The sequence below is a fragment of the Nesterenkonia sp. AN1 genome, assembly GCF_000582475.1.
Classification (GTDB): Bacteria; Actinomycetota; Actinomycetes; order Actinomycetales; family Micrococcaceae; genus Nesterenkonia; species Nesterenkonia aurantiaca.
The window spans coordinates 178958-204063 of the sequence record NZ_JEMO01000004.1 but is presented as its reverse complement, the minus strand read 5'-3'; the positions used below and the strand labels follow the sequence as shown (position 1 = coordinate 204063).

Below are 25106 nucleotides of genomic sequence, written 5' to 3'. Positions count from 1 at the left end.
CCGGTGAGCGTCCGGTGAGACCAGGATGAGAAGATTCTCATCTTCTACTGGGACCTCGCGGCGCGCGCTCGCAGCAGCGCAGCCACCCCGCGGTAGGTCGGGCGCACGGCGTAGACGCAGCCCAGCCGCAGCACCGCGGCCCGCTCATAGACCGCCAGCGCGTCGGGCGGCACCGCGAGTCGATCCGCTGCGGCATCGACCGCTGAGGTCACGGTGTCGGCCTCGTGGGACTGCCAGAGTCCCTGCATCCGCCGGAGCAGGGCGTGCGCCCGGAGGTTCCCGAGATCCAGCGCCGGGTCCGCGAGGCACGCGGTGTCCACATCGAGCAGGCCCGGACCGTTCTCCGGGGTCCACAGCAGCTGCTTGTCGTGGAGGTCTCGGTGGGCGGGCCGCAGCCGCGCCTCGGGCAGCTGCTGCAGTTTCACCGCCACCTCCTCCACCAAGGCCGGGAGCGGCTCGGCCGGGTCGAGGTACGGCCCTACGAGGTGGGCCCAGCGGCGCAGCACCGCTGCCTCATCCTCTGCGGCATGCCGCGGGACCTCCGGAGACTCGGCAGATCCGCCGCTGGTGATCCGGGTGAGGCCCGAACCGTCGCCCGAGCTGCGGACCGCCTGGGTCCAGGCGCTCAGCGTCTCGGTCCAGGCCAGTCCCCAGTGCGGGCCGGCGAGCATGGCAGGGTCGTGCAGGCTGGTCCCGGCCAACTCGGCGAAGGTCACGCAGGAGTCATCCTGGGAGAGGACCTCGGGGGTGCGGAACGAGTGCGTGAAGGCGCCGGCGCTGCTGACACCGTCCAGGATCGCGGCGGCTCGGCCGCGGCGCACCACCTTGATGAACTCCGCGCCGCGGCGCACCACGGCGCGCTTGCCCGGTCGATGTGAGACCACAGTGCCGGACCCGGCGAGACGCTCGAGGCTGGGCAGCCGGGGGTCCGTGCCGACCGGCTGCAGCCGGGCACCGTCGTGATCCCAGAATCCGGCGCGGCGCTGCCCGGCGTCCTCGCATTCGATCGCGAGTCGGGTGTCCTCGGGCACCGGCCAGGCGCGGGTGACGCGGAGGGAGCGGCCCGATTCGTGGATGAGCTCGGGGGGCAGGTGCAGGGTGCTCATCGGTCCAGGGCCTCCTCGCCGAGGGTCAGGGTGCGTTGGATCAGGTCGGGCCAGCGTGGATCCCGGACCCGGAACGGGTCCGGTGCGGCGTGCAGCTGGGCGTAGGCCTCCCAGACCGCGGCCCGGGCCGGGTCCGCAGCGCGTCGGCTGAGGTAGCCGGTCTGAAAGTCCTCGATCAGGATGTTGCGGTGCAGCCGGCGGCAAGCAGCGGCCCAGCTGCCGAGATCGCGCATCGGGTCCCCGGTGGTGGCGCGATCGAAGTCGATGAGTCGGATCTTATGGCTCCCCGGTGCAGCGAGCACCACCTGATCGGGGGAGAGGTCGCCGTGGAGCTCCGCGGTGAGGCTGGGCCCCATGTCTGAGAACCGGTCCTGGATCCGCTCAGCGAGTGCGTGGGCCTGAGGCCCCAACCACGGGGCGATCAGCGCGATCGATGCGGCGGCCGTGACGGTGTCCGTGGGAAGCGGGGTTCGGCGCGAGACGAGGGTGAGCCGATGCAGCGTGCCCAGCGCCTCCCCGGCGGAGACGGTGGCCGGGCCATAGGGCTGGCTGCTGAGATCGGCCCAGCCCCATAATGGGGCCCACAGGGCGGTGCCGCGGCTGCCGACGGGGGTGCTGTTCACCAAGGGCAGCCCCAGGTCCCGCCAGCGCCGCGCCGTCGCCAGCGCGGTGCCGGTGGTCCCTCGGGAGGCGACCCGGAGAACCTTCTCGCCGCGCCCACCGGCGGGGGGCACCACGGCCACCACCCGTCGGCGCGGGTTGTGCCGCAGGATCTTCCAGGGCTGGATCGTGCCGGGCTCCCGTTTTTCGCCGGGTCCATGGTTTCCGCAGGACTCCTGGTTCAGGGCACGGCGGGCGCCCTGAAGGTCCTTGGCCAGGACCGGATCAGACCAGAGGCTCCCGCTGAACAGGTAGGGCTGGTGCTGCGCATGCACGAGGAACGGCAGTCCCTCCCGTGCCGCCCCGGCGTCGTCCTGGGCGCGGTGCCGGGCCTTGCCGAGCTTGTCCGGGTCCAGGGTCAGCATCGCCCAGCCGGATTCGGACTCCGCGGTGGTGAACGCGGCGACCACCGAATGTCCGGGCTTGATCCGGACCCGGGAGATCGTGGCCTGCTGGCCCAGCACGGCAGAGAGCTCCGCGGAGTCCAGCAGCGTGCGCGCTCCGGGCAGCTGCACGGCCCGTGCGGCCGCCTCGTCGGCGTCGGTCCACATCGCGTGGGGCTGGGGCTGGCTCATCGGCTCACCCATTCGGTCTTCTCTGCCGTGCGCGGCGCAGTCGCCGAGGCAGCTGGATCGTCGGCCTCGGATGTTGTGGCCTCAAGTTCTGTGGCTTCGGGCCCTGCGGCCTCAGGTCCCGCGGCGCTGCGCTGGCTGGCCGCCCACTGTGCCAGCTGGGAGCGTGGATCAGCGAGCAGCTCCGCCGGACTTCCGTCCTCGTGGATCCGGCCGTTCTGGAGCCACAGCACCCGGTCCAGACCCTGGATCATGCTGATGTCGTGGGTGATCGCCACCGTGGTGCGTCCCCGGGTCAGTTCGCGGATAGATTCTTCCACCACGCCGCGCGAGGCCGGGTCCAGACCGGTGGTCGGCTCGTCGAGCAGGATGATGGGCGCATCGCGGACCAGTGCCCGGGCGATCGCCACCCGCTGACGCTGTCCGCCAGAGAGCGTGTCTCCGCGGTTGCCCAGCTCGGTCTCATAACCTTCGGGCAGCGTCATGATGAACTCGTGGGCACCTGCCCGCCGGGCGGCCTCCTCGACCTCCTCGTCTGAGGCGTCCTGCCGTCCGTACCGGATGTTCTCCCGCACCGAGGTGCTGAAGAGCACCGACTCCTGGAGCAGGACCGCGATGTTGCCGCGCAGGTTCGCTCTGGTGACGTTGCGCGCGCAGTACCCGTCGACCAGCACCGAGCCGGAGTCTGGATCCGCGAGCCGGAGCAGGTACCCGGCCAGGGTGGACTTCCCAGCGCCGGAGGGCCCCAGCAGTCCCACGCGCTGGCCCGCGGGGATGGTCAGGTTCAGCTTCTCGAACAGCGGCGTGCCACGGTGATCGTTGGCGCTGATGTTCCAGAAGGTCAGCTCCCCGGTGGCGCGTCCCAGCGGGAAGGGTCGGGCCGGGTCCTGGATCTCGATCTCTTCATCGAGCAGGTCCGCGATGCGTTCCCCAGAGGCGGTGGCGCGTGCGATCCGACCGGTGTACTTGGCCATGTCGCGCAGCGGCTTCATCGCGATCTTCAGGTACATCAGGAAGAGCACCATGTCTCCGGGGGTCATCGACCCCTGCAGGACTTGCCACCCTCCGAGTCCAAGGACCACGGCGGTGGAGATCCCCACCAGCAGATCGGTGGACCGTTCCAGCTGCGCCGCGAGCCTGCGGGCGCGGATCCCGGCGGTCAGCGCCTTGGCATTTCCGGCGGCGAACCCTGAGGCCACGGTGTCTTCCAGACCGTAGGACTGCACCACCCGTATCGCGCCCAGCGCCTCGGCTGCGTCTCCGACCAGCTGGCCCTCGCCCTTGCGGGTGGTGCGAGAGGCGGAGGTGATCTTCGGGCTGAGCACGTGGCTGAACAGAAGGTACCCGGCGCCGGTGAGGAGCACGATGATCGCGAGCACGGGATTAAGGATCAGCACCACGATCAGCAGCGTGAGCAGGGTCAGCAGGTTGCCCACCATCGGCAGCCCGGCGGTGACGGCGACCTCTTGGAGCCGGCCCATGTCCCCGACCAGGCGCTGCGAGGTGTCACCGATCGAGGCCTTGGAGTGATACCTCAGGGACAGCGCCTGGATATGGTCGAAGACCCGGGTGCGCAGCCTCGTGGCCACCTTCACCCCGGTCTTCGCGAAGGCGATCGTGGAGGCGTAGCTGCAGAATGCCCGGCCGCCGACGATCAGCGCGAGGGCGAAGGCCCAGAAGACCAGCATCCCCTCCACGTTGTGGCTGGAGTCGATGGTCTCGTTGATCTGCGCCCCGAGCGCCTCGGTGACCGCGTCCACGGCGAACTTCACCGGCCAGGGTTCGAGCACCCGGAAGGCGACGTCGCCCAGCAGGGCCAGCAGTCCCACGGTGATCAGCAGCTTGTGCTCCCCGAGGTGCGGCAGCACCATGCGCAGGGTGCGGCGCAGTCCCTGGCGGTGCAGGGTGCGGGAGGCCTTGGCCTCGGAACGTCTGCTCATCGCTGCGCCACCTTCTGGGCCGGGACCGCTGCGAGCACGTGCTGCGCGCGCATGCTCCAGCTGTGCTGGGCCTCCACGAGTCGGCGCCCAGCGGTCCCCATGTCAGCGCGGCGCGCGGGATCCTGGATCAGGCGGATCAGCGCCTGGGCAAGCGCTTCCACGTTGCCGGGCGGGACAGTGATCCCTGCCGGCTCGGCATCGCCGTGGAGCAGCTCGGGCAGCTCACCGACTGCGGAGGCGATCACCGGCACGCCGGCGGCGAGGTACTCGTAGACCTTCAGCGGAGAGAAGTAGTGCTCCGCATCGGGAGTGGGGGCGGGATAGGGCGCGCTCGCGATGTCCACACCAGCCAGCAGCTTCGGCACCTGTGCCGGAGACACCGGTCCGGTGAACTCGACGCGCTCGCCGAGGCCCAGCTCCGCGGTGAGGGACTCCAGTCGCTGCCGCTCGGGCCCGCCGCCGATGATCCGCAGCCTGAGCACACGCTGCAGCTCCGGGGCAGGCGCGAGGACCTCGGCGAACGCCCGGAGCAGCAGATCGGTGCCGTGCCAAGGCTTCAGCGTGCCGAGGAACCCTATGGTCACGGTGTCCAACAGGTCGGCGGGCTCCGGGTCGGCGGGCCTCGGGTCGAACGGCCCGGGGCCGACCTGTGCAGGGCTGAACCGTCCTGCCCTGAACCGGGCTGGCCTGAACCGGGCGGGGTCGACCCCGTTGGGGGTCACGCGCACCACCGGAGCCGCCTCATGGACAGCGTGATGCTCGGACAGCAGCCGGCGCGCCCACTCGGCAACCGGTGCGGAGACGCAGGAGAGCAAATCCGCCTGGGTGAAGCTCTCCAGGGTGGCGGCGGCGGCGGTCTGCTCGTCATGCAGGACTCGGTGTCGCCTCTGCTCATCCAGCAGCGGGGCGTTGACCTCCAGCACCAGCGGGACGCCACGACGACGCCGGGCCGCGGCACCTGCGGTGGAGAACAGTGAATACCGCTCGTAGAGCAGGTCGAAGCCGCCCTCTGCGGCGAGCTCGGCCATCCTGCCGGCGACCCGGACGACGGCGGCCTCACGGGCCGCGGCGCCCTTGACCCCGGACACCGGGACCACGAACACCGGCAGGTCCCCGAGGTCCTCCGGGACCGAGGCCGAGGTGGGATCGTCATGCTTGTCCCCACGCTTGGTGCAGAAGACCGTCACCTCGTGCCCGAGGGCGCGGAAGGCGCGGATCATCTCCTGGGCGTGCACGCTGGCCCCCTTGGAGCCGAAGATCCCGATGCCGGGATCGGGGAGCAGATAACCGATTCTCATGCTGATTCCTTCACTGCTGCGAGGGGCTCCTGCGTGACCGGAGACTCTGGGTCTGCGACCAGGGCTCGGAGCCTGCGGGCCTGAGCTAGCGAGTCGAAGCTCTGCTCGATCATGGTGCGTGCCGCGTCGAGCATGGGCAGGTGGTCTGGGTCCTCGGTGATCGCTTCACCCAGTGCCGCGGTGAGCGCGTCGAGGTCCCCGGAGGGCACCAGCCACCCGGTCTGTCCGGTGCGGACCACCTCGCCCACCGCGGTCACCTCAGCGGCCACACAGCGGATGCCGCGGGCCATGGCTTCGAGCAGCACCGTGGGCAGACCATCGGCATTGCCGTCGGCGCCGATGACGAAGGGGGCGGCGAAGACGTCATGGGTGCCCAGCAGCTGGCCCACCTCCTGCTGGGTGCACGGGCCCAGCAGCCGGACCGAGGCTCCCAGACCGGCCTCGTCGACCTGGCGCTGCAGCTCGTCTCGCAGCGGTCCGTCCCCGGCGATGTCCGCCTGGACCGCGAGGCCTCGTTCCTGGAGTCGGGCGACCGCCGCGATGAGCAGGTGGAACCCCTTCTTCTCGACCAGTCGGCCGATGCCCAGGATCCGTGCTGGGCGCCTGGTGCCGTCGTGAGGCGGCGCCGAGGCGGGCCCGAGTCCGGGGGCGAACGGGAAGCGGGAGAGCTCCAGGCCGTTGCGCACCAGGTGCAGCCGGGTGGTGGCGGCCGGGAACCGGGTGCGCAGATCCTCGAGGTTATAGCCGGAGATGGTGATCGCATGATGCGCGTCGGTGAGCTTCACGGCGAGCTCGGACTCGTCCACGTCCTGGTGGAAGATGTCCTTGGCGTGGGCGGTGAAGGAATACGGCAGGCCGCTGATCCGCGCGGCCAGCCGGGCCACCGTGGTGGCGATGGAGGCGAAGTGAGCGTGCAGGTGGGTGACCCCGGCCTCCTGCGCCGCGCGGGCCACGGCGACCGCCTGCTGTGCGTCATCGTGGTTCGCGGCGAGCATCTCCAGGAGGCTGCGTTGCAGCCCCTCCGCCAGCATGGGTGACTCGGCGGCGAGGCTCAGCTCGGTCCAGAGCCGGGCGGGGGAGGAATGACGAGGCACCTGGATGACCGGAGCCTTCACCCGGGCGAGCTCCGGATGGAAGCGGGCATCGGTGCTGGGTCGCAGCGAGAAGATCACGAGCTGCTCCCCGGCGGCTTCCCGGGCCAGGATCTCCGAGACGATGAAGGTCTCGGAGAAGCGGGGATACATCTTCAGAACGTAGCCGATCACGGGATTCCTCGGGAGGCTGGAGCGCTCGCCGATCGTGGGCCGCGCCGTCTCGAGGGGGCGCGGGTCGGACTTCTGGTCTGGGTGCTCAACGGACATGGGATTCGATCCTCGCTTCGGCGGCTGGGGGAGACAGGGGGGTGGCGGCGCCGAGCGCCGCCGCGGAGGCCGGATGCCTCGGGACCGGACGCGCCGTGAGTGAGAGCTCTGCGGCGGCCAGGGCCCCGATCCGGGTGAGCCCGTCCAGGTCCACGGCGCTTCGATCGCACCGCCGGGTCACCGCGCCCGTGAGCCACCGGCCCAGCGTGCGGGCGCTGAGGTCCTCGAGCGCAAGGGTGTCGACGGCGCCCACGGCGGCCAGCGCCGCAGCCCGGCGAGGCTGTTCGGCGCGACGAGTGGCGCGCGGCACCAGCAGCGCCGGCGTGGTGGTGGCCATGATCTCGGCCGTGGAGTTGTACCCAGCCATCGAGACGACGGCGGCGGCCTCGCGCACCAGCTGCGGGACATGAGGCGCCAGCCGGGTGACCTGGATCTGGGCCGCGTCGGGGGAGGCCGCGACGGCCTTCTGCACCCGGCTGTGGTCTTCCGGCGGCATCTGCGGTCCGGTGAGGATGATGTGCCGATGGCCGGCGGGGACCCGGGCCTGGGCCGCGGCCAGGGCGAGCCTGCCGCCGTCGGATCCTCCGCCGACCATGGAGAGCACATAGGGCCTCGGTGCCCGCACGCTGGAGTCGGAGAGCTCATCGGTGGGGCGTCCGTGGCTGAGGTAGCCGGTGAACCGGGTCCGAGTGGCCAGCGGCGCCGGGATCTCGCCGCTGGTGATCGGGTTGTAGACCGAGGGATCTCCGTAGACCCAGACGGCGTGATAGAACTCCGCGGCGGCCGACGCCCCGCCGATCCGGTCCCATTCCGCGCGGGCGGCGGCGGGGGAGTCCAATACCTCACGCATGCCCAGTACGCAGCGTGTGCCCTGCGAGCGCAGCCACTTCAGTGAATCCAGCAGCTCCTCGTCGACCCCGAACGGGTGCCGGTCCGCGATGAAGAGGTCGGGGGACATGGCCTTGATGGCGGCGGCCGCGGTGGAGCTGCGCAGCGCGGTGAGCCGCCCGTTGCTCACGTCGAGGTTCCGGGAGGCGTAGCCCTCAGCGGTCCGGGTGAACCCGGGCAGGACCAGCCAGTCCCAGCCCGGGGGCAGCGAGTCGGCGGTCGCGTCGGGGTGCCCGGCGATGAGCAGGCCGCGCACCGGCTGACCGGTGAGTCGCGGCAGGTCTGCGGCGAGGGCGTGGGCGAGGGCCCGATTGCGGCGGGCGTGGCCCAGGCCGACCGAGTCGTGTGAGTAGAGAACTACGGTGATGCTCATGGAAGACCACTTTGGTCACCGCAGGTGAAGCAACGATGAGACCAGCATGAGAGTCTCTTCCGAGTTCTCTCATCCTGATCTCATCTGGTTCTCATAAAAGGGCTCAGTGCCTTGAGGGGGTGTTCAGTTGACCGGTCCGGTCCACTTCTCTCCGGGGCCCTTGCCGGGCGCGTCCGGGACGGTGGACTCCTCGCGGAAGGCGAGCTGCAGCGAGCGCAGTCCGTCACGCAGCGGCGCGGCGTGGGTGGAGCCGACCTCGGGAGCGGCGGCGGTGATCAGTCCGGCGAGTGCGGTGATCAGCTTGCGGGCCTCATCGAGGTCCTTGAGCTCCTCGGCCTTGGGATCATCGGCGAGGCCGGTCTTGACCGCGGCGGCACTCATCAGGTGCACGGCGACGGTGTTGATCAGCTCCACCGCGGGCACCTCGGAGATGTCGCGGGACCGCTGGTTGACCGCCTGGGCGAGATCGGATTCTTCGGCGTGGTTGTTCTGCTCACTCTGCATGCTGGTAAGCTTGTCACAGTCTCATCGGCCGCGCTAAACGCGCTCAACACCGCGGAATGCGCCCAGTTGAGCTCAACGAAGCGCTCCAGCCGATGTCTCCCCATCCACCGAATTCCTCACAACAGGAGCTAGACAGATCAGCGAACCACGCATCAACGAACGCATCCGCGTACCAGAAGTCCGCCTTGTCGGCCCCCAGGGGGAGCAGGTGGGTGTCGTTCGGATTGAAGACGCCCTTCGTCTTGCCACTGAGTCGGATCTGGATCTGGTAGAGGTTGCGCCCCAGGCCAAACCTCCCGTCTGCAAGCTGATGGATTTCGGCAAGTACAAGTACGAGGCGGCGGTCAAGGCCCGTGAGTCGCGGAAGAACCAGAGCACCACGGTGCTCAAGGAGGTCCGCTTCCGGCTGAAGATCGATGACCATGACTACAACACCAAGGTCGGTCACGCTCGCCGCTTCCTGGATGCCGGTGACAAGGTCAAGGCCATGATCCAGTTCCGCGGTCGCGAGCAGCAGCGCCCGGAGATGGGCGTGCGGCTCCTGCAGCGCTTCTCGCAGGACGTCGCTGATCTCGGCGCCGTGGAGTCCTCCCCGCGCCAGGACGGTCGCCACATGGTGATGGTCGTCGGTCCGCTCAAGACCAAGGCCGAGGCCAAGGCCATGGCGAAGAACCAGGCCAAGAAAGAGGATCCCGTCGAGGCTGACGCCGAGGCCGAGGCTCCCAAGGTCAAGAACGAGCGCCGCTCGCGGAAGAACGCCGAGCGGCTGCCTACGGAGAAGAAGGATGCGACGCCGCTCTCGAACTCCATGGCCGATTATCTGCCGGATGAGCTGAAGAACCTCTAGAGGCCTTCTCTCCTCACGGTGAACCCGCGCACCATTCTCATGACGTAGACTGGTGCGCTGGTTTGCTTGACAGCCCCGCAGGGGGCCGTCACCACCACCCAAAAGGGGTCCGAGGCGTGGATCCGCTGTGCTGCGCAAGCAGCACCGGACACGCTGGCCGACCCACCTCTGCGCCGCCGCACCGGCTGATGAGCCTCGGCTCACGGTTGGAGAGCACAGGCGCTGCAGGTCCGAACGACATAAGGAGAACGGCACCATGCCGAAGATGAAGACCCACAGCGGGGCCAAGAAGCGGTTCAAGCTGACCGGTTCTGGCAAGCTCAAGCGCCAGCAGGCCAACCGTCGCCACTACCTGGAGCACAAGTCTTCACGCCTGAAGCGCCGCCTGGCCGGAGACCACCTGGTCACCAAGGCCGACGAGAAGCGCATCAAGCGGATGCTGGGCATCTGAGCCTCAGCACGTTCATCACCGAAGACTTTAAGACTCAAGGAGATATCACGTGGCACGTGTGAAGAGGGCCGTCAATGGCCATAAGAAGCGCCGCAAGGTCCTAGACAGGGCCTCCGGCTACCGCGGTCAGCGCTCACGCCTTTACCGCAAGGCAAAAGAGCAGCTGCTGCACTCGTACGTCTATAACTACCAGCACCGCAAGAAGCGCAAGGGTGACTTCCGCCGCCTGTGGATCCAGCGCATCAACGCTGCCTCCCGCTCGCACGGCATGACCTACAACCGCTTCATCCAGGGCCTGAAGGCCGCTGGAGTCGAGGTTGATCGCCGCATGCTGGCTGAGCTGGCCGTCTACGACGCCAACTCATTCGGCGTTCTGGTCGAGACCGCCCGCAAGGCGCTCCCGCAGGACGTCAACGCCGCTCGAGTCTGACTCGATCAGCGTGGCTGAAGGCGCCGTCTCCTCATCGGGGGCGGCGCCTTCTGCATGTGCGCGGCCGCTCGCAAGAGCGCGCCGCTCGGCAGCACCCCGAGAAGTATGAGCAGCCCCGAAGCAGGAGAAGAGAGAATCATGTCCCAGCACATCGACCCCGAGCTCGTCGACAACCCGAAGTCTGACCGCGTCCGTCGCGTGGCGGCTCTGGCCGGGCGCTCCGCGCGGCAGAAGCAGGGACTCTTCCTGGCGGAGGGGCCCCAGCCGGTCCGCGAAGCACTCACGATCTGGCTGCGCCAGTGGGAGCAGGAGCTGGGCCCGCAGCCCTTCCCTGAGCTGGACGCGCTCTTCTTCGATCCCGCAGCCCTGGAGCGGCACCCCGATGTGCTGGCGCTGCTGGACCGGATGCGCGGGGTGCTGTTCAACCCGGAGACCCAGCTGCCCTCGAACGCCCGGCCGTTCCTGCGCGAGGCCACCCCCGAGGCGCTGCGCGCCATGGGCGACGCCGAGACCTCCCAGGGCATGCTCGCCGTCTGCCGCATCCCCTCGGTGAGCACAGCACGCGAAGCGCTGGACGCCCAGCTCGAGAAGGTCGCCCAGGGCACCGGACAGGTCGCGGCGATGCTGCGCCTGCAGGACCCGGGCAATGCCGGCACGATCATCCGCACTGCGGATGCGGCCGCGCCGGCGCCGTGGTGCTCTCCGCAGGGACCGTGGATCCCTGGAGCCCCAAGGTCGTGCGTTCGGCGGCGGGCTCACATTTCCACGTGCCGATCTTCACCGGCATCGACGCCGCCGAGCTGACCGAGACCGCTCGCGCCAAGGGCTTCCAGGTGCTCGCCGCCGACGGCCGCGGTGAGGTCCAGCTCGCCGAGCTGGCGACCCCTGCGGCCCCCACGCTGTGGCTGCTCGGCCATGAGGCCCACGGACTGACCCATGTCGAGCGTGAACTCGCCGATCAGCGTGTGGCGATCCCGCTCTTCGGGGCCGCCGAGTCCCTGAACGTGGCCACCGCGGCCACGGTGTGCATGTATTCCACCGCGATGGCTCAGCACGCGCTCTCAGCCGAGGCGCCAGCGTCCGACGCCGGAGAGAGCGCACCCACGGCATGAGCCGGGAGGCCGAGAACACCGGCTTCGACTGCATCCACTGCGGGCAGCCGATCCCCAGACAGCTCGGCGGCAGCTATCGCAATCACTGCCCCCGCTGCCTGTACTCCCGGCATGTGGACATCACCCCGGGGGACCGCGCCGCGAACTGTGGGGCGGCGATGGAACCGGTGGGCGTGGACCACACCGGCAAGAAGGGCTTCCTGCTGCTGCACCGCTGCACCCGGTGCGGGCAGGTGGACCGGAACCGGCTCGCACCGGATGACGATATGGACGGCGTCATCGAGCTCCAGCGCCCGCACTGAGCCCAGGCTGTGGCGTCGTGACTCAGCCGGCCTGGTTGCTGAACTGCACCCCCGAGGCGCCTCGGCGATGCGAGCCCACAAGGTGGGTGTCGACCATCCCGATGGCCTCCATCAGCGCGAAGGCCGTGGTGGGACCGACGAATCGGAACCCCTCGGCCTTGAGCCGCTTCGCCAGGGCCTCGGACTCCGCGGATCGCGTGGGCACCTGCTCCATGGTCTCCGGCACAGGGGTCTGTTCCGGCTTGAAGGACCAGATCAGCGCGGACAGACCGCCGCGATCCCGCAGTTCCAGGGTGGCGCGGGCATTGCCGATGGTCGCGGTGATCTTCCCGCGGTGCCGAATGATCCCGGCGTCCTCGAGCAGCCGCAGCACGTCTGCCTCGGTGAACTCCGCGACGGCCTCGGGATCGAATCCGGCGAAGGCGGCGCGGAAGTTCTCCCGCTTGGCCAGGATCGTGGACCAGGAGAGACCTGCCTGGAAGCCCTCCAGGCTCAGTCGCTCAAACAGGCCCGGCTCGTCGCGGATCGGCATGCCCCATTCGGTGTCGTAATAGCGCAGCATCATCTCGCTGCCCAGCGCCCAGGGCGTGCGGGCCAGCCCATCGGGACCGGGTGCCGGTCCAGTGCCAGGCCCGCTGCCAGGCGCGGTGGTGTGTCCGGTGCCAGGCCTGGTGGTGGGTTCCGTGCCGGAGTCGGTCCCCGGCGCGGAGGCCGATTCAGGAGCCGGTGCAGGAGTCGGTGCAGCGGTCAGTGAAGAGGTCGGCGCGGGGGTCTGATCAGAAGCCACGGCACCAGGGTATCCCGACCCACCACGCCGGTAGTTGCATCATGCAACCAGATGTTGCTCCGCGCTGGTAGAACAGCATCATGACGAACAGCACCCCGACACAGCCCGGTCCGAGCATCTTCGCCGACCTGGACCAGTACGTCACCCACTCTCGGCTCAGCGGCCTCACGCTGAGCCCCGACGGGTCGCGGCTGGTCACCACGGTCTCCACCGTCAACACCGCAGGAGACGGCTACACCGGAGCGCTGTGGGAGATCGACCCGCAGGGCAGCCGCGCCGCGCGGCGACTCACCCGCAGCGCCAAGGGTGAGGCGGCTCCGGTGTTCTCCGCCGACGGTGACCTCTACTTCACCTCGGCCCGCCCGGGGGAGAAGCCGGAGCCCAAGGGTGCCGCGCTGTACAAGCTCCCGGCCGCCGGGGGTGAATCGGTGCTGGTCAGCCGCAGGGCCGGCGGGGTGAGCCAGCCGCACTGCGCTCAGCAGGGGTCCGCCATCCTGCTCACCGCGCCGCTGCTGCCGGGAGCGCGCAGCGAGGAGGACCAGGAGCAGCTGCACACCCGGCGCGAGGAAGCCTCGGTCAAGGCGATCCTGCACACCGGCTACCCGGTCCGGTTCTGGGACCACGATCTCGGTCCGGCCCGCCCGAGCCTGTTCGCGCTGGAGCCCTCGGCGGCTGCCGGCCCCCGGCCTGAGGACGACGCCGGATCCGAGCTGCAGGATTCCGAACCGAACAGCCTGCGCCACCTCACCGAGGGGCTGGGCGCGCGCTTCGGCGGCGAGGTGCAGCTCAGCCCGGATGGCAGGCTCGCGCTGATCAGCGTCATCGTGCCGGAACCGCGGGCAGGTCAGCGCACCGCCCTGGCCGTGGTGGACATCGCCACCGCTGAACGCCGGATGATCGCCGATGAGCCCGGCTACACGTTCAGCGCCGGGGTGATCAGCCCGGACGGTCGGAGCGCCGCCGTCCTGCGCTCGGCCCAGCCGACGCCGCAGCGGGCCCCGCAGCCGCAGCTGCACCTGCTGGACCTGGACACCGGCGAGCTGACGCGGCTCGCCGAGGACGCGGACCTGTGGCTGAGCCCCGCGGCCTGGCTCCCGGATGGCTCTGCTCTGCTCGCGCTGGCCGATCAGGGCGGACGCGGTCCGGTGTTCCGGGTGGATGCCTCTTCCGGCGCGGTGCACCAGGTGACCACCGAGGATGCGACCTACTCCGCCGTCGTCGTGGACCCCGAGGGTCACACGGGCTACGGGGTGCGCTCGAGCTACGCCTTCCCCGAGGAGGTGGTCTCGATCGACCTCACCACCGGTGAGGCCACGCGACTGCAGAACCCCCATCAGCGCCCGGAGCTCCCGGGCAGCCTGAGCGAGGTCACTGCCGTCGGGACCGACGGCGCACCGGTGCGTGCCTGGCTGGCACTTCCTGAGCAGGCCTCCGCCGCGCACCCGGCACCGCTGCTGCTCTGGATCCATGGCGGTCCGCTGAACTCCTGGAACGCCTGGACCTGGCGCTGGAACCCCTGGCTGATGGTGGAGCAGGGCTACGCGGTGCTGCTTCCGGACCCGGCGCTGTCCACCGGCTACGGACAGGACTTCGTCCAGCGCGGCTGGAACTCCTGGGGCGGGCATCCCTTCACCGACCTGATGGCGATCACCGACGTCACCGAGGCGCGCGAGGACATCGACCCCACGCGCACCGCAGCGATGGGCGGATCCTTCGGCGGCTACATGGCGAACTGGATCGCCGGGCAGACCGACCGGTTCTCCGCGATCGTCACCCACGCCTCGCTGTGGGCGCTGGATCAGTTCGGACCGACCACAGACATGGCCTCCTACTGGCGCAACGAGCTCGACGAGCGGATGGCCGCGGAGCACTCGCCACACCTTCACGTGGAGAAGATCGTGACTCCGATGCTGGTCATCCACGGCGATAAGGACTACCGGGTGCCGATCGGGGAGGGCCTGCGGCTCTGGTACGAGCTGCTGGCGAAGTCCGGACTGCCGGCTGATCAGGACGGGCAGAGCGCGCATCGGTTCCTGTACTTTCCGGACGAGAACCACTGGGTGCTCAGCCCCGCCCACGCCAAGATCTGGTACCAGGTGGTCTCCGGCTTCCTCTCCGAGCACCTGCTGGGAGAGCCGGCCGTGCCGCCGGAAGAGCTGGGACTCACCGCCCCGGCTGCGGACTAGCGCTGGCGGCCCCTCCGAGGGCACATCTCGCCTTTTCGGTGATCTGTCGCATGGCTTTGAACCGCTTCGGCGATCCGTCGCATGCCTATGCCATGTCCCATCGCTATTTCCGTTCAAAACGGTGGGACATGGCATAGCGATGCGACGTTCTCGGCGGGCCGGTCTCGGGTCACGGGATTCCAGGTCTGGTTGAGTGACCAGAGCCGGAATCCCTGCGGCGGGGAACGGCTGGGTCAGCGGCGGATCTCGAAGCCGGCCTGTGGCAGCGAAGCGAGGTCCGGCTCGGTGGCCTCGCGCTCTTCGACCTCCGTGACCTCGGCCGACTCGGGCCCCTTGCCGGCCCAGCGCAGCAGCGCGTCCACCGCGGGCCCGTCGCCACCGACCAGCAGCTCCACCGCGCCCTCGGCGGTGTTCCTGACCCAGCCGATCAGACCCAGGTCATCGGCCTCGGCCTTTGCCGCTGCGCGATAGGACACGCCCTGGACTCGGCCGGTGATCCACAGATGGGTGCCGGTGGTGCAGCCCGAGGGGGAGAGGGGCTGATCGGCGTCGGGCGGTGAGAGCGGTTCAGTCATACGCCCAGTCAAACATCCTCAGGGGTCAGCCACCAGGCACTGGTCTGTGCTGGTGGGGCGGACCGGCCCAGCCGACCGGCCCAGCGGACCGGCCCACCTCGTGGACCGAGCGCCGGAGTGAGGGACCCGACGGCGAGGATCAGGCCTGCGCCTCGGCGGGCTCCTGGGAGAACACCAGCTCCCCGTCGATCCAGGTCCGCTGCACCCGGTTCCGGGTGTCCAGCGGATCCCCGGACCACAGCGCCAGGTCGGCGTCCTTGCCCGGTTCCAGGGTCCCCACCCGATCCGCCACTCCGAGCACCTCGGCCGGGTTGATCGTGATCGCGCGCAGCGCCTCCACCGGGTCCATCCCCTCGCGCACCGCCAGGGCTGCCTGATGGATCAGGAACTCGATGGGCACCACCGGGTGATCGGTGATGATCGAGACCTTCACCCCGGCGCGGGCGAGGATGCCCGGGGCCTTGGGGCTGCGGTCGCGGACCTCCACCTTGGAGCGGGAGACGATCATCGGCCCGTAGAGCACCGGAATGCCGCGCTCGGCGATGACGTCGGCGAGCTTATAGGACTCGGTCCCGTGATCCAGGACCAGCTGGTAGCCGAACTCGTCGGCCAGGCGCAGGGCGGTGGCGATGTCATCTGCGCGGTGGCAGTGCTGGCGCCAGGGGATCTTGCGGTCCAGCACCAGAGCCAGCGCCTCGGAGACCAGATCTCCGGGCCGGTCCGCCGGGTCCTTGGCCTGCCAGTTCTTCGCCTCGGTGAAGGCCTTGCGGATGGTCATCGCGACCCCGAGCCGGGTGTTCGGGGTCTGCTTGCGCTCTCCATAGACCCGCTTGGGGTTCTCGCCCAGCGCGGACTTCAGCCCGGAGGGGGAGCGCAGCACCATCTCGTCGACGATCCGGCCCTGGGTCTTCAGCGCCACGGCGAGCCCGCCGATCGGATTCGCGGACCCGGGGTTCACGTTCACCGTGGTGATCCCGGCCGCGCGGGCGTCGGCGAAGCCGAGCTCCGCCGGGTTGATCGCGTCCAGTGCGCGCACCGCAGCGGTCACGGGGTCGGTGGTCTCGTTGACATCGGCGCCGGCCCAGCCCTCGCCCTCCTCATGGACGCCCAGGTGGACATGGGCGTCGATCAGACCGGGCAGCACCCAGCCGCCGGCCGCGTCGATCACCTCGTACCCGGCAGGGTGGTCCACCTCGACTCCGAGCGCCGCGATCTTGCCCTCGGTGATCACCACGGAGCCGTCAAAGGGCTCACCGCTGATCGGCAGGATGTGTGCATTGCTGATGACATAGTTTCTCTGAGCAACCATGCTGGGACTCTAGCGCACCGGCCTTGCTGAGAACGCTTCTGCGTCCGGCTCGCAGCTTAGGTGATCCCCCGCGGACGCAGGACAATAGAGGCATCATGCACCACCACGATCACGGCGCCTCCACCTCGGCCGAGACCCCGGAGCGCGCGCTCTCGCACCGTCGCCGGCTCGCGATCGCCTGCGCGATCACGGTCGGCATCGTGCTGGCCCAGGCCCTCGGCGCCTGGATGACCGGTTCCCTCGCGCTGCTCACCGATGCGGTGCATTCGCTCACCGACAGCATCGGCCTCGGCGTCGCCCTGGTCGCGGCGGGCCTGATGCACCGGGCCGCCACGGCGCAGCGCACCTGGGGCTTCCGCCGGGTGGAGATCCTGGCCGGGCTGCTTCAGGCGACGCTGCTGCTGGGCGTGGGCATCTATGCCGCGGTGGAGGGGATCGGCCGGCTCAGCGCCCCGCCGGTGATCCTGCACCTCGAGCTGCTGATCTTCGGCGCGCTGGGCCTGGCCGGCAATGTGATCTCGCTGCTGGTGCTCGCCTCGGGCCGCAAGGCCAACTTCAACATGCGCGCGGCGTTCCTGGAGGTCAGCGCGGACGCGCTGGGCTCGCTGGCGGTGATGCTGGCCGCCGTCGTCATCTGGACCACCGGCTGGCAGCAGGCCGACGCGGTCGCGGCGCTGGCCATCGCCGCACTGATCATCCCGCGTGCGCTGCTGCTGCTGCGCGAGACCGCCCGGGTGCTGCTGGAGTTCACCCCGCGCGGGCTGGACCTGGAGCAGGTCCGGGCGCACATGCTGGCCCTGGACCATGTCCAAGAGGTCCATGACCTGCATGCCTCCACCGTCGCCACCGGGCTGCCCGTGATCTCAGCCCATGTGGTGCTCGACGACGCCTGTTTCAGCGAGGGCTGCGTCCCGGAGACCCTGAACCGGCTCAAGACCTGCGTGGCCGAGCATTTCGACGTCGCGGTGGAACACTCCACCTTCCAGCTCGAGCCGCGCAGCATCGCGGCCGAGGAGACCCACACCCACGCCTGAGCGCCCAGCGTCCATGTTGCTGCGCCTGCTGCAGCTGAACCAGCAGCCACACCGGCCCGGGGGAGTCTCCATGACCGGCGGCCCCGGAGCTCGTGGCGGCGCAGGGGGCCCGGTAGGCTGTGCGCTCATGAGCATTCGACCTCACCGATCCTCCGCGCGCAGATTGCGCGGCCTCCCGCTGAGCGGGATCGCGCTCGTCGCCGCGCTGGCCCTGGCGGGCTGCGGCGGCGGAGACGCGAGCGACGCCGACCCGGACGCTGAACCGGGCGCCGAGCAGAACACCGCCGCGGAACCCTCGGACGACCAGGCCGATGCGGACGCCGAAGGCGGCACGGAGCTGGCGCTGAGGCCGGGGACGACGGGCAGGGCGCCGAGCTCCAGGGCGGTCCTGACGGCTCCGAGGAGCCCTTCGCCTCCGCGGCGCTCGCCGACGTGGCAGGCAACGACATCGGCACCGTGCAGTTCTCCGAGGTCGCCAACGGAGTGCTCATCGAGGCCGAGGTACACGACCTCGACGCAGGCTTCCGAGGCATCACGCTGCACGAACGCGGCCTGTGCGAGATCCAGTCCAGCTCCGAGTCCGGCGTCGTGGGGGACTTCGAGTCCTCCGGCGGACATCTGGTCGGCAGCATGGAGGAGGACATGGGCCTCGTGGACGGCGAGGAGGCTCCACAGGAGGAGGACCCCGAGAACGACCTCGATGATCTCAACGAGGCGGTCCCGCCCACAGAGCCCGAGGCTGTGACTCACCCGGACCATGCCGGAGATCTGCCGAACCTGCTGGTCAACCAGGACCGCACCGGCTGGCTGAGCCTGATCAGCGACCGTCTGGAGACCGAGGATCTGCTCGGTGACCAGGGCAGCTCGGTGATCATCCACGCCCAGCCGGACAACCACGGCAACGTCCCGGAACGCTACTTCGGCCCCGACGCCGAGACTCTGACCAGCGGAGACTCAGGCAGCCGCGTGGCCTGCGGGGTCGTCGAGGAGCAGTAGGACACACTTGCCGTAGCACGGATCCCACCGGAGCATGGTCCGCCCCCCATGAGCAGTACGCAATTGCTGAGAGATCAGCCCGATGGATATAGTCGATCACTGGTGTGCCGGGAAGACTGGTCGGCGATGAGCTTCACCGCGCCGTTTCACCCGCACCGACTGGAGGCACCATGCACTCGCGAAGACCTTCCATGCCCTGGGCGCCGGCGGTGGTCCGCCCATGACGCTCATGGTGCTCCTGATGCTGACCCTGGCCCTGGTCCCGCTCGCCGTGCTGGTCCACCGCGCTGTGGGTCGCGACACCGGCTTCTTCGCGGCCGTGGCCCTGACCGGCATCGGCGTCGCCACGCTTCCGTGGCTGAACACCCTGCTGGACGGGGGAGTGATTCAAGAGCACCTGCCCTGGATCCCCACCGTCGACGTCGGCATCAGCCTGCGCCTGGACGGGCTCGGGATGGTCTTCCTGCTGCTGATCCTCTTCATCGGCGCCCTGGTGATGGCCTATTCGGCCCGCTACTTCTCGGTCAAGAAGAAGACTGGCGACTACTACCTGTGGATGCTGATGTTCGTCTTCGCGATGAGCGGGATGGTCATCGCCGATGACCTGATCCTGCTCTTCGTGTTCTGGGAGTTCACCACGCTGTGCTCCTTCTTCCTGATCAACCGCTCCGGAGACAAGGCGCCGGCCCCGGCTCAGCGCACGCTGCTGATCACCGCCGCGGGCGGGCTGGGCCTGCTGACCGCGGTGCTGCTGATCATCGTGGAGACCGGCACCACCTCGATGTCCGAGGCGCTGACGCACAGCGCCTGGCAGGACAACACCACCTTCACCTCCGTGGTCGCGGTGCTCATCGCCTTCGCCGCGTTCACCAAGTCCGCGCAGTTCCCGTTCCACCTGTGGCTGCCCGACGCCATGGTGGCCCCTGCGCCGGTCTCGGCATACCTGCATGCCGCGGCCATGGTCAAGGCCGGCATCTACCTGCTGCTGCGCTTCTCCCCGGTCTTCGAAGCATCCACGCTCTGGCAGGTGCTCCTGATCAGCTCCGGTCTGACCACCGCGCTGATGGGTGCGCTCTTTGCGCTGCAGCGCCATGACATCAAAGAGATCATGGCCTACTCCACGGTCTCCCAGCTGGGCTTCCTGGTCGCCGTCATCGGCATCGGCACCCCCACCGCGCTGGTCGCCGCCACGATCCACGTGGTCGCCCACGCACTGTTCAAATCCGCGCTGTTCATGATGGTCGGCATCATCGAACATGAGGCGCATTCGCGAGACATCCGTCGGCTCAACGGGCTGAGCAAGACCATGCGCATCTCGCTGGTGATCACGCTGATCTCCTCGCTCTCCATGGCCGGGGTCCCGCCGCTGCTGGGCTTCGTCTCCAAGGAGCACCTGCTCGCCGGGTTCCTCTCCGCGGACATGCCCGCCGCGCTGACCTGGACGCTGACGTCCATGGCGGTGCTCGCCGCCATCGGCACCTTCGCCTACTGCGGCCGTATCGTGCTCGGCGCGTTCACCAGCTACTCCGGCGCCGGGTCCAAGGACGAATACCACGAGCCGATCGATCCCAGCACTCCGCACGAGGCCCCGGCGAGCTTCTACCTGCCAGCGCTGCTGCCTGCCGCCGCAGGCCTGGTGCTGGGCTTCATCCCGTTCGTCTTCGACGGGCTGATCACTCGAGCCGGTGAGGACGCGCAGACCGGGACCTATGCGGCGGAGTTCGCGCTGTGGCACGGCTTCAACACCGAGCTGATGCTCTCCGGGGTGATCGTCGGCGGCGGCGTGCTCGCCGTGGTGGTGCGCGCCCGGATCGACAATCTGATCCCACGGCGGATCCTGCCGTTCACCGGCGTGGAAGTGGTCGAGTCGATGCGCCTGGGGACCATCAACTTCGGCCGCCGGGTCGGAGACATCACCCGCAGCGACGTGCACGGGGTCCACCTCGCCCCACCGGGCATCCTGCTGGCCGGCCTGTTCATCGCCGGCATGATCGCGGCACCGGTGGTCGGGGAGTTCGAGCCCGGCAACACCCGGATGACCGACTGGGTGCTGATCGGGCTGTTGGTCTGCTTCCTGGCCGGCACCGTGATCGCGGAGAACCGCGCGGCCGCCGTCGTCCTGGCCGGCGGCGCCGGGTTCGTGGTCGCCGCCTGGTACTTCGCGCTGGGCGCGGTGGACGTGGGCATGACCCAGCTGCTCGTGGAGATCCTCACCGTGGTGGTGCTGGTCCTGGTGCTGCGCAAGCTGCCCAAACGCTTCCACAAGGTCACCCGTACCCGACGCGGCATCTCCATCGCCGTGGCCCTGGCCTTCGGCGTGATGGCCTTCGCCGCCACCTTCGCGCTCACCGGCCGGCGCGGACAGACTCCGATCGCCGAGTGGTACCTGCTCAACACCTACGAGGAGACCGGTGCGCTGAATGTGGTGAACTCGATCCTGGTGGACTTCCGCGCGCTGGACACCTTCGGAGAGCTCACGGTGCTCGGCGTCGCGGGCTTCGCGATCCTGGCGCTGCTGAACTCCTCCTTCGCCACCTCGGACAACGAGCCGCCCGCCTCACGGCAGTGGTCGGGGACCCCGCTGGACCACGCAGGGGACAACACCACCGCGATGCGCAGCGTCTTCAACTGGATGGCGCCGTTCATCGTGCTGCTCTCGCTGATCCTGCTGCTGCGCGGGCACTACGAGTCCGGCGGCGGGTTCATCGCCGCACTGGTCGCCGGCGGCTTCTTCGCGCTGCGCTACCTGGTCGCACCCTCGGACACCGCGGTGAAGCTGCGCTTCGACTACGCGCTGGTCATCGTCGGCGGCATCATCACCGGCGCGGCCATCGGCCTGGTCGGCTTCCTCGAGGGCTCCTACCTTCGCCCGATCGTGATCGCCGAGGGACTCCCGATGCCCTGGGGCTCCGACGCCGGGTTCTCACTCACCACGGCGCTGATCTTCGACGTCGGCATCTACCTCGCCGTGATCGGTGCGGTGCTCGTCGCGCTGGACCGCCTCGGTCAGGCGCAGCGCTACCCGGCGGAGCTGCTCAAGGCGCACCGCCGCGCCCACGGCACCAGCGAGGCCGAGCTCTCCACGCTGAAGGTCCCGGCCGGTTATCACGCCGACCCCGGGGACCTGCCCTTCGAGGTGCAGTCGGGGGAGCCCCGACCAGGGGGCCATGACCAGATCGAGCCGGGAGGGGTGAACGACCGATGAGCATCGCCATCGCCGTCGGGCTGCTCACCGCAGCGGCCGTCTACCTGTTCATGCAGCGAGGCATGGTGCGGATCGTGCTGGGCTTCGTCCTGGCCAGCCACGCAGCAAACCTGGTGTTCTTCGCGGCGGGCAACACCGCCTACCGAGGCGTGCCCTATATCGGCTCCGGGGAGCTCGGCGAACAGGCCGACCCGCTCCCGCAGGCCTTCGTGCTGACCGCCATCGTGATCGCCTTCTCCATCACCATGTTCATGGTGACCCTGGCGATCACCACCACCACCGACGACGACACCGAGGACGTCGAGGTCTCCCCGGCGCTGCTGCTCGCCGCGGACCGCGGCGACACCAACGACGCCGGCTTCTTCGGTCTGACCACCGAGTCCGGCGACATCGTGGTGGAGCGCGGCGAGGACGAGACCGGAGACCCCTGGCCGGAGAAGACCCCGGGGGCCACAGCGCCCGAGCCGGGGGCGTCCGCCGAGCCGGGGACTTCCACCAAGACCGAGACCTCCGCCGAGACCCAGGAGGGAGACGCCCGATGACCGAGATCCTTCCTCCGCTGCTTCCGCTGGCGGTCGGCATCCCGCTGCTGCTCGCCGCGCTCGGCGTGGCGCTGCGCAAGAAGCGCCTGGCCCGCCACATGATCAGCCTCGGCACCCTTGCCGCGCTCTTCGTCTTCGCGGTGCTGCTGGTGATCGCCACCGGCGACGGCACCGTCCTGGTCCATCAGGTCGGGCTCTGGGACTACGGCGTGTCGATCCCGTTCGTGGTCGACGCGCTCTCCGCGCTGGTGCTGATGATCATGTCGGTGCTCGCCATCGCCAGCGTGCTCTTCGCCATGGCCACCCACGAGGCGCGGGCACGGTTCTTCCACCCCTTCGTGCTGGTGCTCATGGCCGGGGTCTCCGGCGCGCTGATGACCGGTGACATCTTCAACCTCTTCGTGTTCATCGAGGTGATGCTGCTGCCCTCCTACGGCCTGCTGGCCATGATGGGGGCCAAGCTCGGCGCCCACGGTGCGCGGATCTACGTCTCGGTGAACCTGCTGGCCTCCACGCTGCTGCTGGTGGGCATCGCCCTGGTCTACGCCACCGCGGGCACCGTGAACCTCGCGGAGCTGCACGGGGCGGGCAAGGACGACCCCGCCGTCGCGCTGGCCGGCGGCGTCGTGCTGACCGCCGTCGCGATCAAGGCCGCGGTGGTGCCGGTGCATGGCTGGCTGACCCGCACCTACGCGATGACCTCTCCGGCGGTCACCGCGCTGTTCTCCGGGATCCACACCAAGGTCGCGATCTATGTGATCTACCGGATCTACTCGCTGCTCTTCGACGGCGACGAGCGCTTCCTCTGGGTGGCGCTGGTGATCACCTCAGCCACGATGCTCATCGGTGTCCTTGGCGCGGTGGGGGAGAAGACCACCCGATCCATCCTGGTCTTCCACATGATCAGCCAGATCGGCTACATCCTAATCGGCGTCGGCCTGTTCACCCTGCTGGGCCTCACCGCCGCGATCTTCTACCTGCTCCATCACATGATCGTGAAGGCCTCGCTGTTCCTCTCCACCGGTGCGATCGAGGAGACCTATGGCACCGGAGAGATCGACAAGCTCGGTGGGATGCTCAAACGCGAGCCGCTGATCGCGGTCACCTTCATGGTGGCCGCCCTCTCACTCGCCGGGCTGCCGCCCTTCTCCGGGTTCGTCGCGAAGTTCGCGATCATCCAGGCCACCCTGGCCGAATCCCACTACTGGGTGGCCGCCGTCGCGGTGGTGGTCTCGATCTTCACGCTGCTCTCGATGCTCAAGATCTGGACCGGGGTCTTCATGGGATCCGAGCCCGATGATCTTCAGGAGCGCGCGCTGACCTACCAGCAACGGATGCACGGCAAACGCTACCTGCGGGTTCAGGCCCAGGCGGAGACCCCCACGCTGACCATCGGACCGCCGACGGCGACCACCTCCGCGGTGCTCGCCGGCAAGCAGGCGGTCAAGGTGCCGTTCAAGCTGATCTTCCCGGCGATCCTGCTGGCCGCGATCACCCTGTTCTTCGGACTCGGGGCGGAGCTGCTGATGGGCTGGTCGGAGACCGCGGCCGAGAACCTGCTCAACCCAATGGACTATGTGAGGGCGGTGAGCGGAGCATGATGAGCTGGCCATTTCGGATCATCGGATTCCTCTTCTGGTATGCCAAGGAGTTCATCACCTCGAACTACACGGTGACCGCCGAGGTGCTGCGTCTGAGCGGGCGTTCCAGGATGCGACCCGCGATCGTCGCAGTGCCGGCCGCCTCGCGCAGCGACAGCGAATGGACGCTGATCTCCGCGCTGATCACGCTGACCCCGGGCACGCTGACCATCACGATCTCCAAGGAGCACAAGATCCTCTACGTGCACGGCATGTTCGTGGAGAACCGCGGGCAGCTGGTGGCCGAGATCCAAGAGATGGAGGACCGGATGCTGCGCGCGATGCGACGAGCGCCCGGAGATCTCACCCGCCCGACCGAGCTGCCGGTGGTCCGTCCGATGGACGAGGCAGGTGAGAGCCGATGATCTCCGAATGGACGCTTGAGGTCGCGCTGATCCTGCTGGCCATCGGCATGGTCATCGCCGCGGTGCGCGGGCTGCTCGGCCCACGCACCATGGACCGGGCCGTGGCCGCAGACCTGATCTTCTTCGCCACCATCGGCTTCGTCGCCCTGATCGGACTGCGCACCAATATCGAGGCGCTCTTCGACATCATCCTCATCGCCACGCTGCTGGGCTTCATGGCCGCGCTGTCCATGGCGCGACTCGGATCCGGAGGTCGCCGCTGATGGCACTCGCTGACATTGCAGACATCCTCGGCCTGGTGTTCATCTTCCTGGGCATCGCCACGATCATCATCTCGGCGATCGGCCTCTTCAAGCTTCCCGATCTGTACCTGCGCGCCTCGGCCGTGGGCACCTCGGCAGGGCTCGGGGTGGCGTCGATCGTCCTGGGTGCTCTGCTGATGGACTTCAGCGGGTTGAATCTGATCAAGGCGGTCATCGCGATCATCGCTCAGCTGCTCACCTCAGCGGTGGGATCCATGGCCATCGCTCGGGCGGGCTACCTCAACAACGCGCTGCCCGCACCGATCACCCATATCGACGAGCTGGCCCTGACCAGACGCGAGGTGTCAGGAGGCCGCTGAA

The 25106-nt window shown here is 69.1% G+C and carries 25 protein-coding genes; 15 read left to right on the top strand and 10 right to left on the bottom strand.

Annotation, left to right across the window (positions count from 1 at the left end; translation table 11 throughout):
• Positions 1-44 precede the first annotated feature (44 nt).
• From BG28_RS03260 to BG28_RS03230, 7 genes are all read right to left on the bottom strand, one after another.
• Positions 45-1106, bottom strand: a complete 1062-nt coding sequence (locus BG28_RS03260) for a phosphotransferase family protein (RefSeq protein ID WP_036474102.1) — start codon at positions 1104-1106, stop codon at positions 45-47.
• Positions 1103-2341 (bottom strand): phosphotransferase family protein, encoded by a 1239-nt coding sequence (locus tag BG28_RS03255; protein ID WP_161634788.1) that lies wholly within the window; start codon positions 2339-2341, stop codon positions 1103-1105. Before BG28_RS03255 ends, BG28_RS03260 begins: the two co-directional genes overlap by 4 nt.
• Positions 2338-4278, bottom strand: a complete 1941-nt coding sequence (locus tag BG28_RS03250; protein ID WP_084479379.1) for an ABC transporter ATP-binding protein — start codon at positions 4276-4278, stop codon at positions 2338-2340. Before BG28_RS03250 ends, BG28_RS03255 begins: the two co-directional genes overlap by 4 nt.
• A complete protein-coding gene (locus BG28_RS03245) occupies positions 4275-5576 on the bottom strand; it encodes a glycosyltransferase family 4 protein (RefSeq protein ID WP_036474099.1) in 1302 nt (433 codons plus the stop codon). Before BG28_RS03245 ends, BG28_RS03250 begins: the two co-directional genes overlap by 4 nt.
• A complete protein-coding gene (locus tag BG28_RS03240) occupies positions 5573-6937 on the bottom strand; it encodes a glycosyltransferase (RefSeq protein ID WP_084479378.1) in 1365 nt (454 codons plus the stop codon). The genes BG28_RS03245 and BG28_RS03240 overlap by 4 nt, the downstream gene beginning before the upstream one ends.
• Positions 6927-8198, bottom strand: coding sequence for a glycosyltransferase family protein (locus BG28_RS03235; protein ID WP_084479377.1), 1272 nt, complete (start codon positions 8196-8198; stop codon positions 6927-6929). Before BG28_RS03235 ends, BG28_RS03240 begins: the two co-directional genes overlap by 11 nt.
• A gap of 123 nt (positions 8199-8321) precedes the next feature.
• On the bottom strand, positions 8322-8702 hold the full coding sequence (locus BG28_RS03230) for a DUF1844 domain-containing protein (RefSeq protein WP_036474098.1): 381 nt from the start codon (positions 8700-8702) through the stop codon (positions 8322-8324).
• A gap of 136 nt (positions 8703-8838) precedes the next feature.
• Here BG28_RS03230 and infC point away from each other — a divergent pair, with 136 nt between their 5' ends.
• The 6 genes from infC to BG28_RS03205 all read left to right on the top strand — a co-directional run bounded on the left by infC (position 8839) and on the right by BG28_RS03205 (position 11844).
• On the top strand, positions 8839-9549 hold the full coding sequence (infC, locus tag BG28_RS03225) for a translation initiation factor IF-3 (protein ID WP_084479376.1): 711 nt from the start codon (positions 8839-8841) through the stop codon (positions 9547-9549).
• Positions 9550-9805: 256 nt separating this feature from the next.
• Positions 9806-10000, top strand: a complete 195-nt coding sequence (gene rpmI, locus BG28_RS03220) for a 50S ribosomal protein L35 (RefSeq protein ID WP_036474096.1) — start codon at positions 9806-9808, stop codon at positions 9998-10000.
• 49 nt (positions 10001-10049) lie between these two features.
• A complete protein-coding gene (gene rplT / locus BG28_RS03215) occupies positions 10050-10430 on the top strand; it encodes a 50S ribosomal protein L20 (RefSeq protein WP_036474094.1) in 381 nt (126 codons plus the stop codon).
• A 138-nt stretch (positions 10431-10568) separates the two neighbouring features.
• On the top strand, positions 10569-11234 hold the full coding sequence (locus tag BG28_RS03210; RefSeq protein WP_051500908.1) for a hypothetical protein: 666 nt from the start codon (positions 10569-10571) through the stop codon (positions 11232-11234).
• Positions 11123-11542, top strand: coding sequence for a TrmH family RNA methyltransferase (locus BG28_RS16660; RefSeq protein ID WP_369797175.1), 420 nt, complete (start codon positions 11123-11125; stop codon positions 11540-11542). The genes BG28_RS03210 and BG28_RS16660 overlap by 112 nt, the downstream gene beginning before the upstream one ends.
• Positions 11539-11844, top strand: coding sequence for an RNHCP domain-containing protein (locus tag BG28_RS03205; RefSeq protein WP_036474092.1), 306 nt, complete (start codon positions 11539-11541; stop codon positions 11842-11844). The genes BG28_RS16660 and BG28_RS03205 overlap by 4 nt, the downstream gene beginning before the upstream one ends.
• Positions 11845-11866: 22 nt before the next feature.
• Here BG28_RS03205 and BG28_RS03200 read toward each other — a convergent pair whose 3' ends face one another.
• The gene (locus tag BG28_RS03200; protein ID WP_036474255.1) at positions 11867-12442 is read right to left on the bottom strand and encodes a DNA-3-methyladenine glycosylase I; all 576 of its coding nucleotides are present in this window, start codon (positions 12440-12442) and stop codon (positions 11867-11869) included.
• Between the two features lie 269 nt (positions 12443-12711).
• Here BG28_RS03200 and BG28_RS03195 point away from each other — a divergent pair, with 269 nt between their 5' ends.
• On the top strand, positions 12712-14817 hold the full coding sequence (locus BG28_RS03195) for a S9 family peptidase (protein WP_036474090.1): 2106 nt from the start codon (positions 12712-12714) through the stop codon (positions 14815-14817).
• Between the two features lie 233 nt (positions 14818-15050).
• Here BG28_RS03195 and BG28_RS03190 read toward each other — a convergent pair whose 3' ends face one another.
• On the bottom strand, positions 15051-15392 hold the full coding sequence (locus BG28_RS03190; protein WP_084479375.1) for an acylphosphatase: 342 nt from the start codon (positions 15390-15392) through the stop codon (positions 15051-15053).
• Positions 15393-15531: 139 nt separating this feature from the next.
• Complete coding sequence (locus tag BG28_RS03185; RefSeq protein ID WP_036474087.1) at positions 15532-16701, bottom strand: amidohydrolase; 1170 nt, start codon at positions 16699-16701, stop codon at positions 15532-15534.
• 95 nt (positions 16702-16796) lie between these two features.
• On the opposite strand from BG28_RS03185, the gene BG28_RS03180 reads away from it, so the two are divergent.
• The 8 genes from BG28_RS03180 to BG28_RS03145 all read left to right on the top strand — a co-directional run bounded on the left by BG28_RS03180 (position 16797) and on the right by BG28_RS03145 (position 25105).
• On the top strand, positions 16797-17735 hold the full coding sequence (locus BG28_RS03180; protein WP_036474085.1) for a cation diffusion facilitator family transporter: 939 nt from the start codon (positions 16797-16799) through the stop codon (positions 17733-17735).
• A gap of 432 nt (positions 17736-18167) precedes the next feature.
• Entirely contained in the window at positions 18168-18731 is a 564-nt protein-coding gene (locus tag BG28_RS03175) for a superoxide dismutase family protein (protein ID WP_051500906.1), read from the top strand.
• A gap of 220 nt (positions 18732-18951) precedes the next feature.
• Positions 18952-21936, top strand: a complete 2985-nt coding sequence (locus BG28_RS03170; protein WP_084479374.1) for a DUF4040 family protein — start codon at positions 18952-18954, stop codon at positions 21934-21936.
• Positions 21933-22478, top strand: coding sequence for a sodium:proton antiporter (locus BG28_RS15765; RefSeq protein ID WP_084479373.1), 546 nt, complete (start codon positions 21933-21935; stop codon positions 22476-22478). Before BG28_RS03170 ends, BG28_RS15765 begins: the two co-directional genes overlap by 4 nt.
• Positions 22475-24079, top strand: coding sequence for a monovalent cation/H+ antiporter subunit D family protein (locus BG28_RS03160; protein WP_036474083.1), 1605 nt, complete (start codon positions 22475-22477; stop codon positions 24077-24079). The genes BG28_RS15765 and BG28_RS03160 overlap by 4 nt, the downstream gene beginning before the upstream one ends.
• Positions 24076-24483 carry a Na+/H+ antiporter subunit E gene (locus tag BG28_RS03155; protein WP_084479372.1) on the top strand — a complete coding sequence of 136 codons (408 nt, stop codon included), beginning with the start codon at positions 24076-24078 and terminating at the stop codon, positions 24481-24483. The genes BG28_RS03160 and BG28_RS03155 overlap by 4 nt, the downstream gene beginning before the upstream one ends.
• The gene (locus BG28_RS03150) at positions 24480-24746 is read left to right on the top strand and encodes a monovalent cation/H+ antiporter complex subunit F (protein WP_036474080.1); all 267 of its coding nucleotides are present in this window, start codon (positions 24480-24482) and stop codon (positions 24744-24746) included. Before BG28_RS03155 ends, BG28_RS03150 begins: the two co-directional genes overlap by 4 nt.
• Positions 24746-25105, top strand: coding sequence for a monovalent cation/H(+) antiporter subunit G (locus tag BG28_RS03145; RefSeq protein WP_036474075.1), 360 nt, complete (start codon positions 24746-24748; stop codon positions 25103-25105). Before BG28_RS03150 ends, BG28_RS03145 begins: the two co-directional genes overlap by 1 nt.
• Position 25106 lies beyond the last annotated feature (1 nt).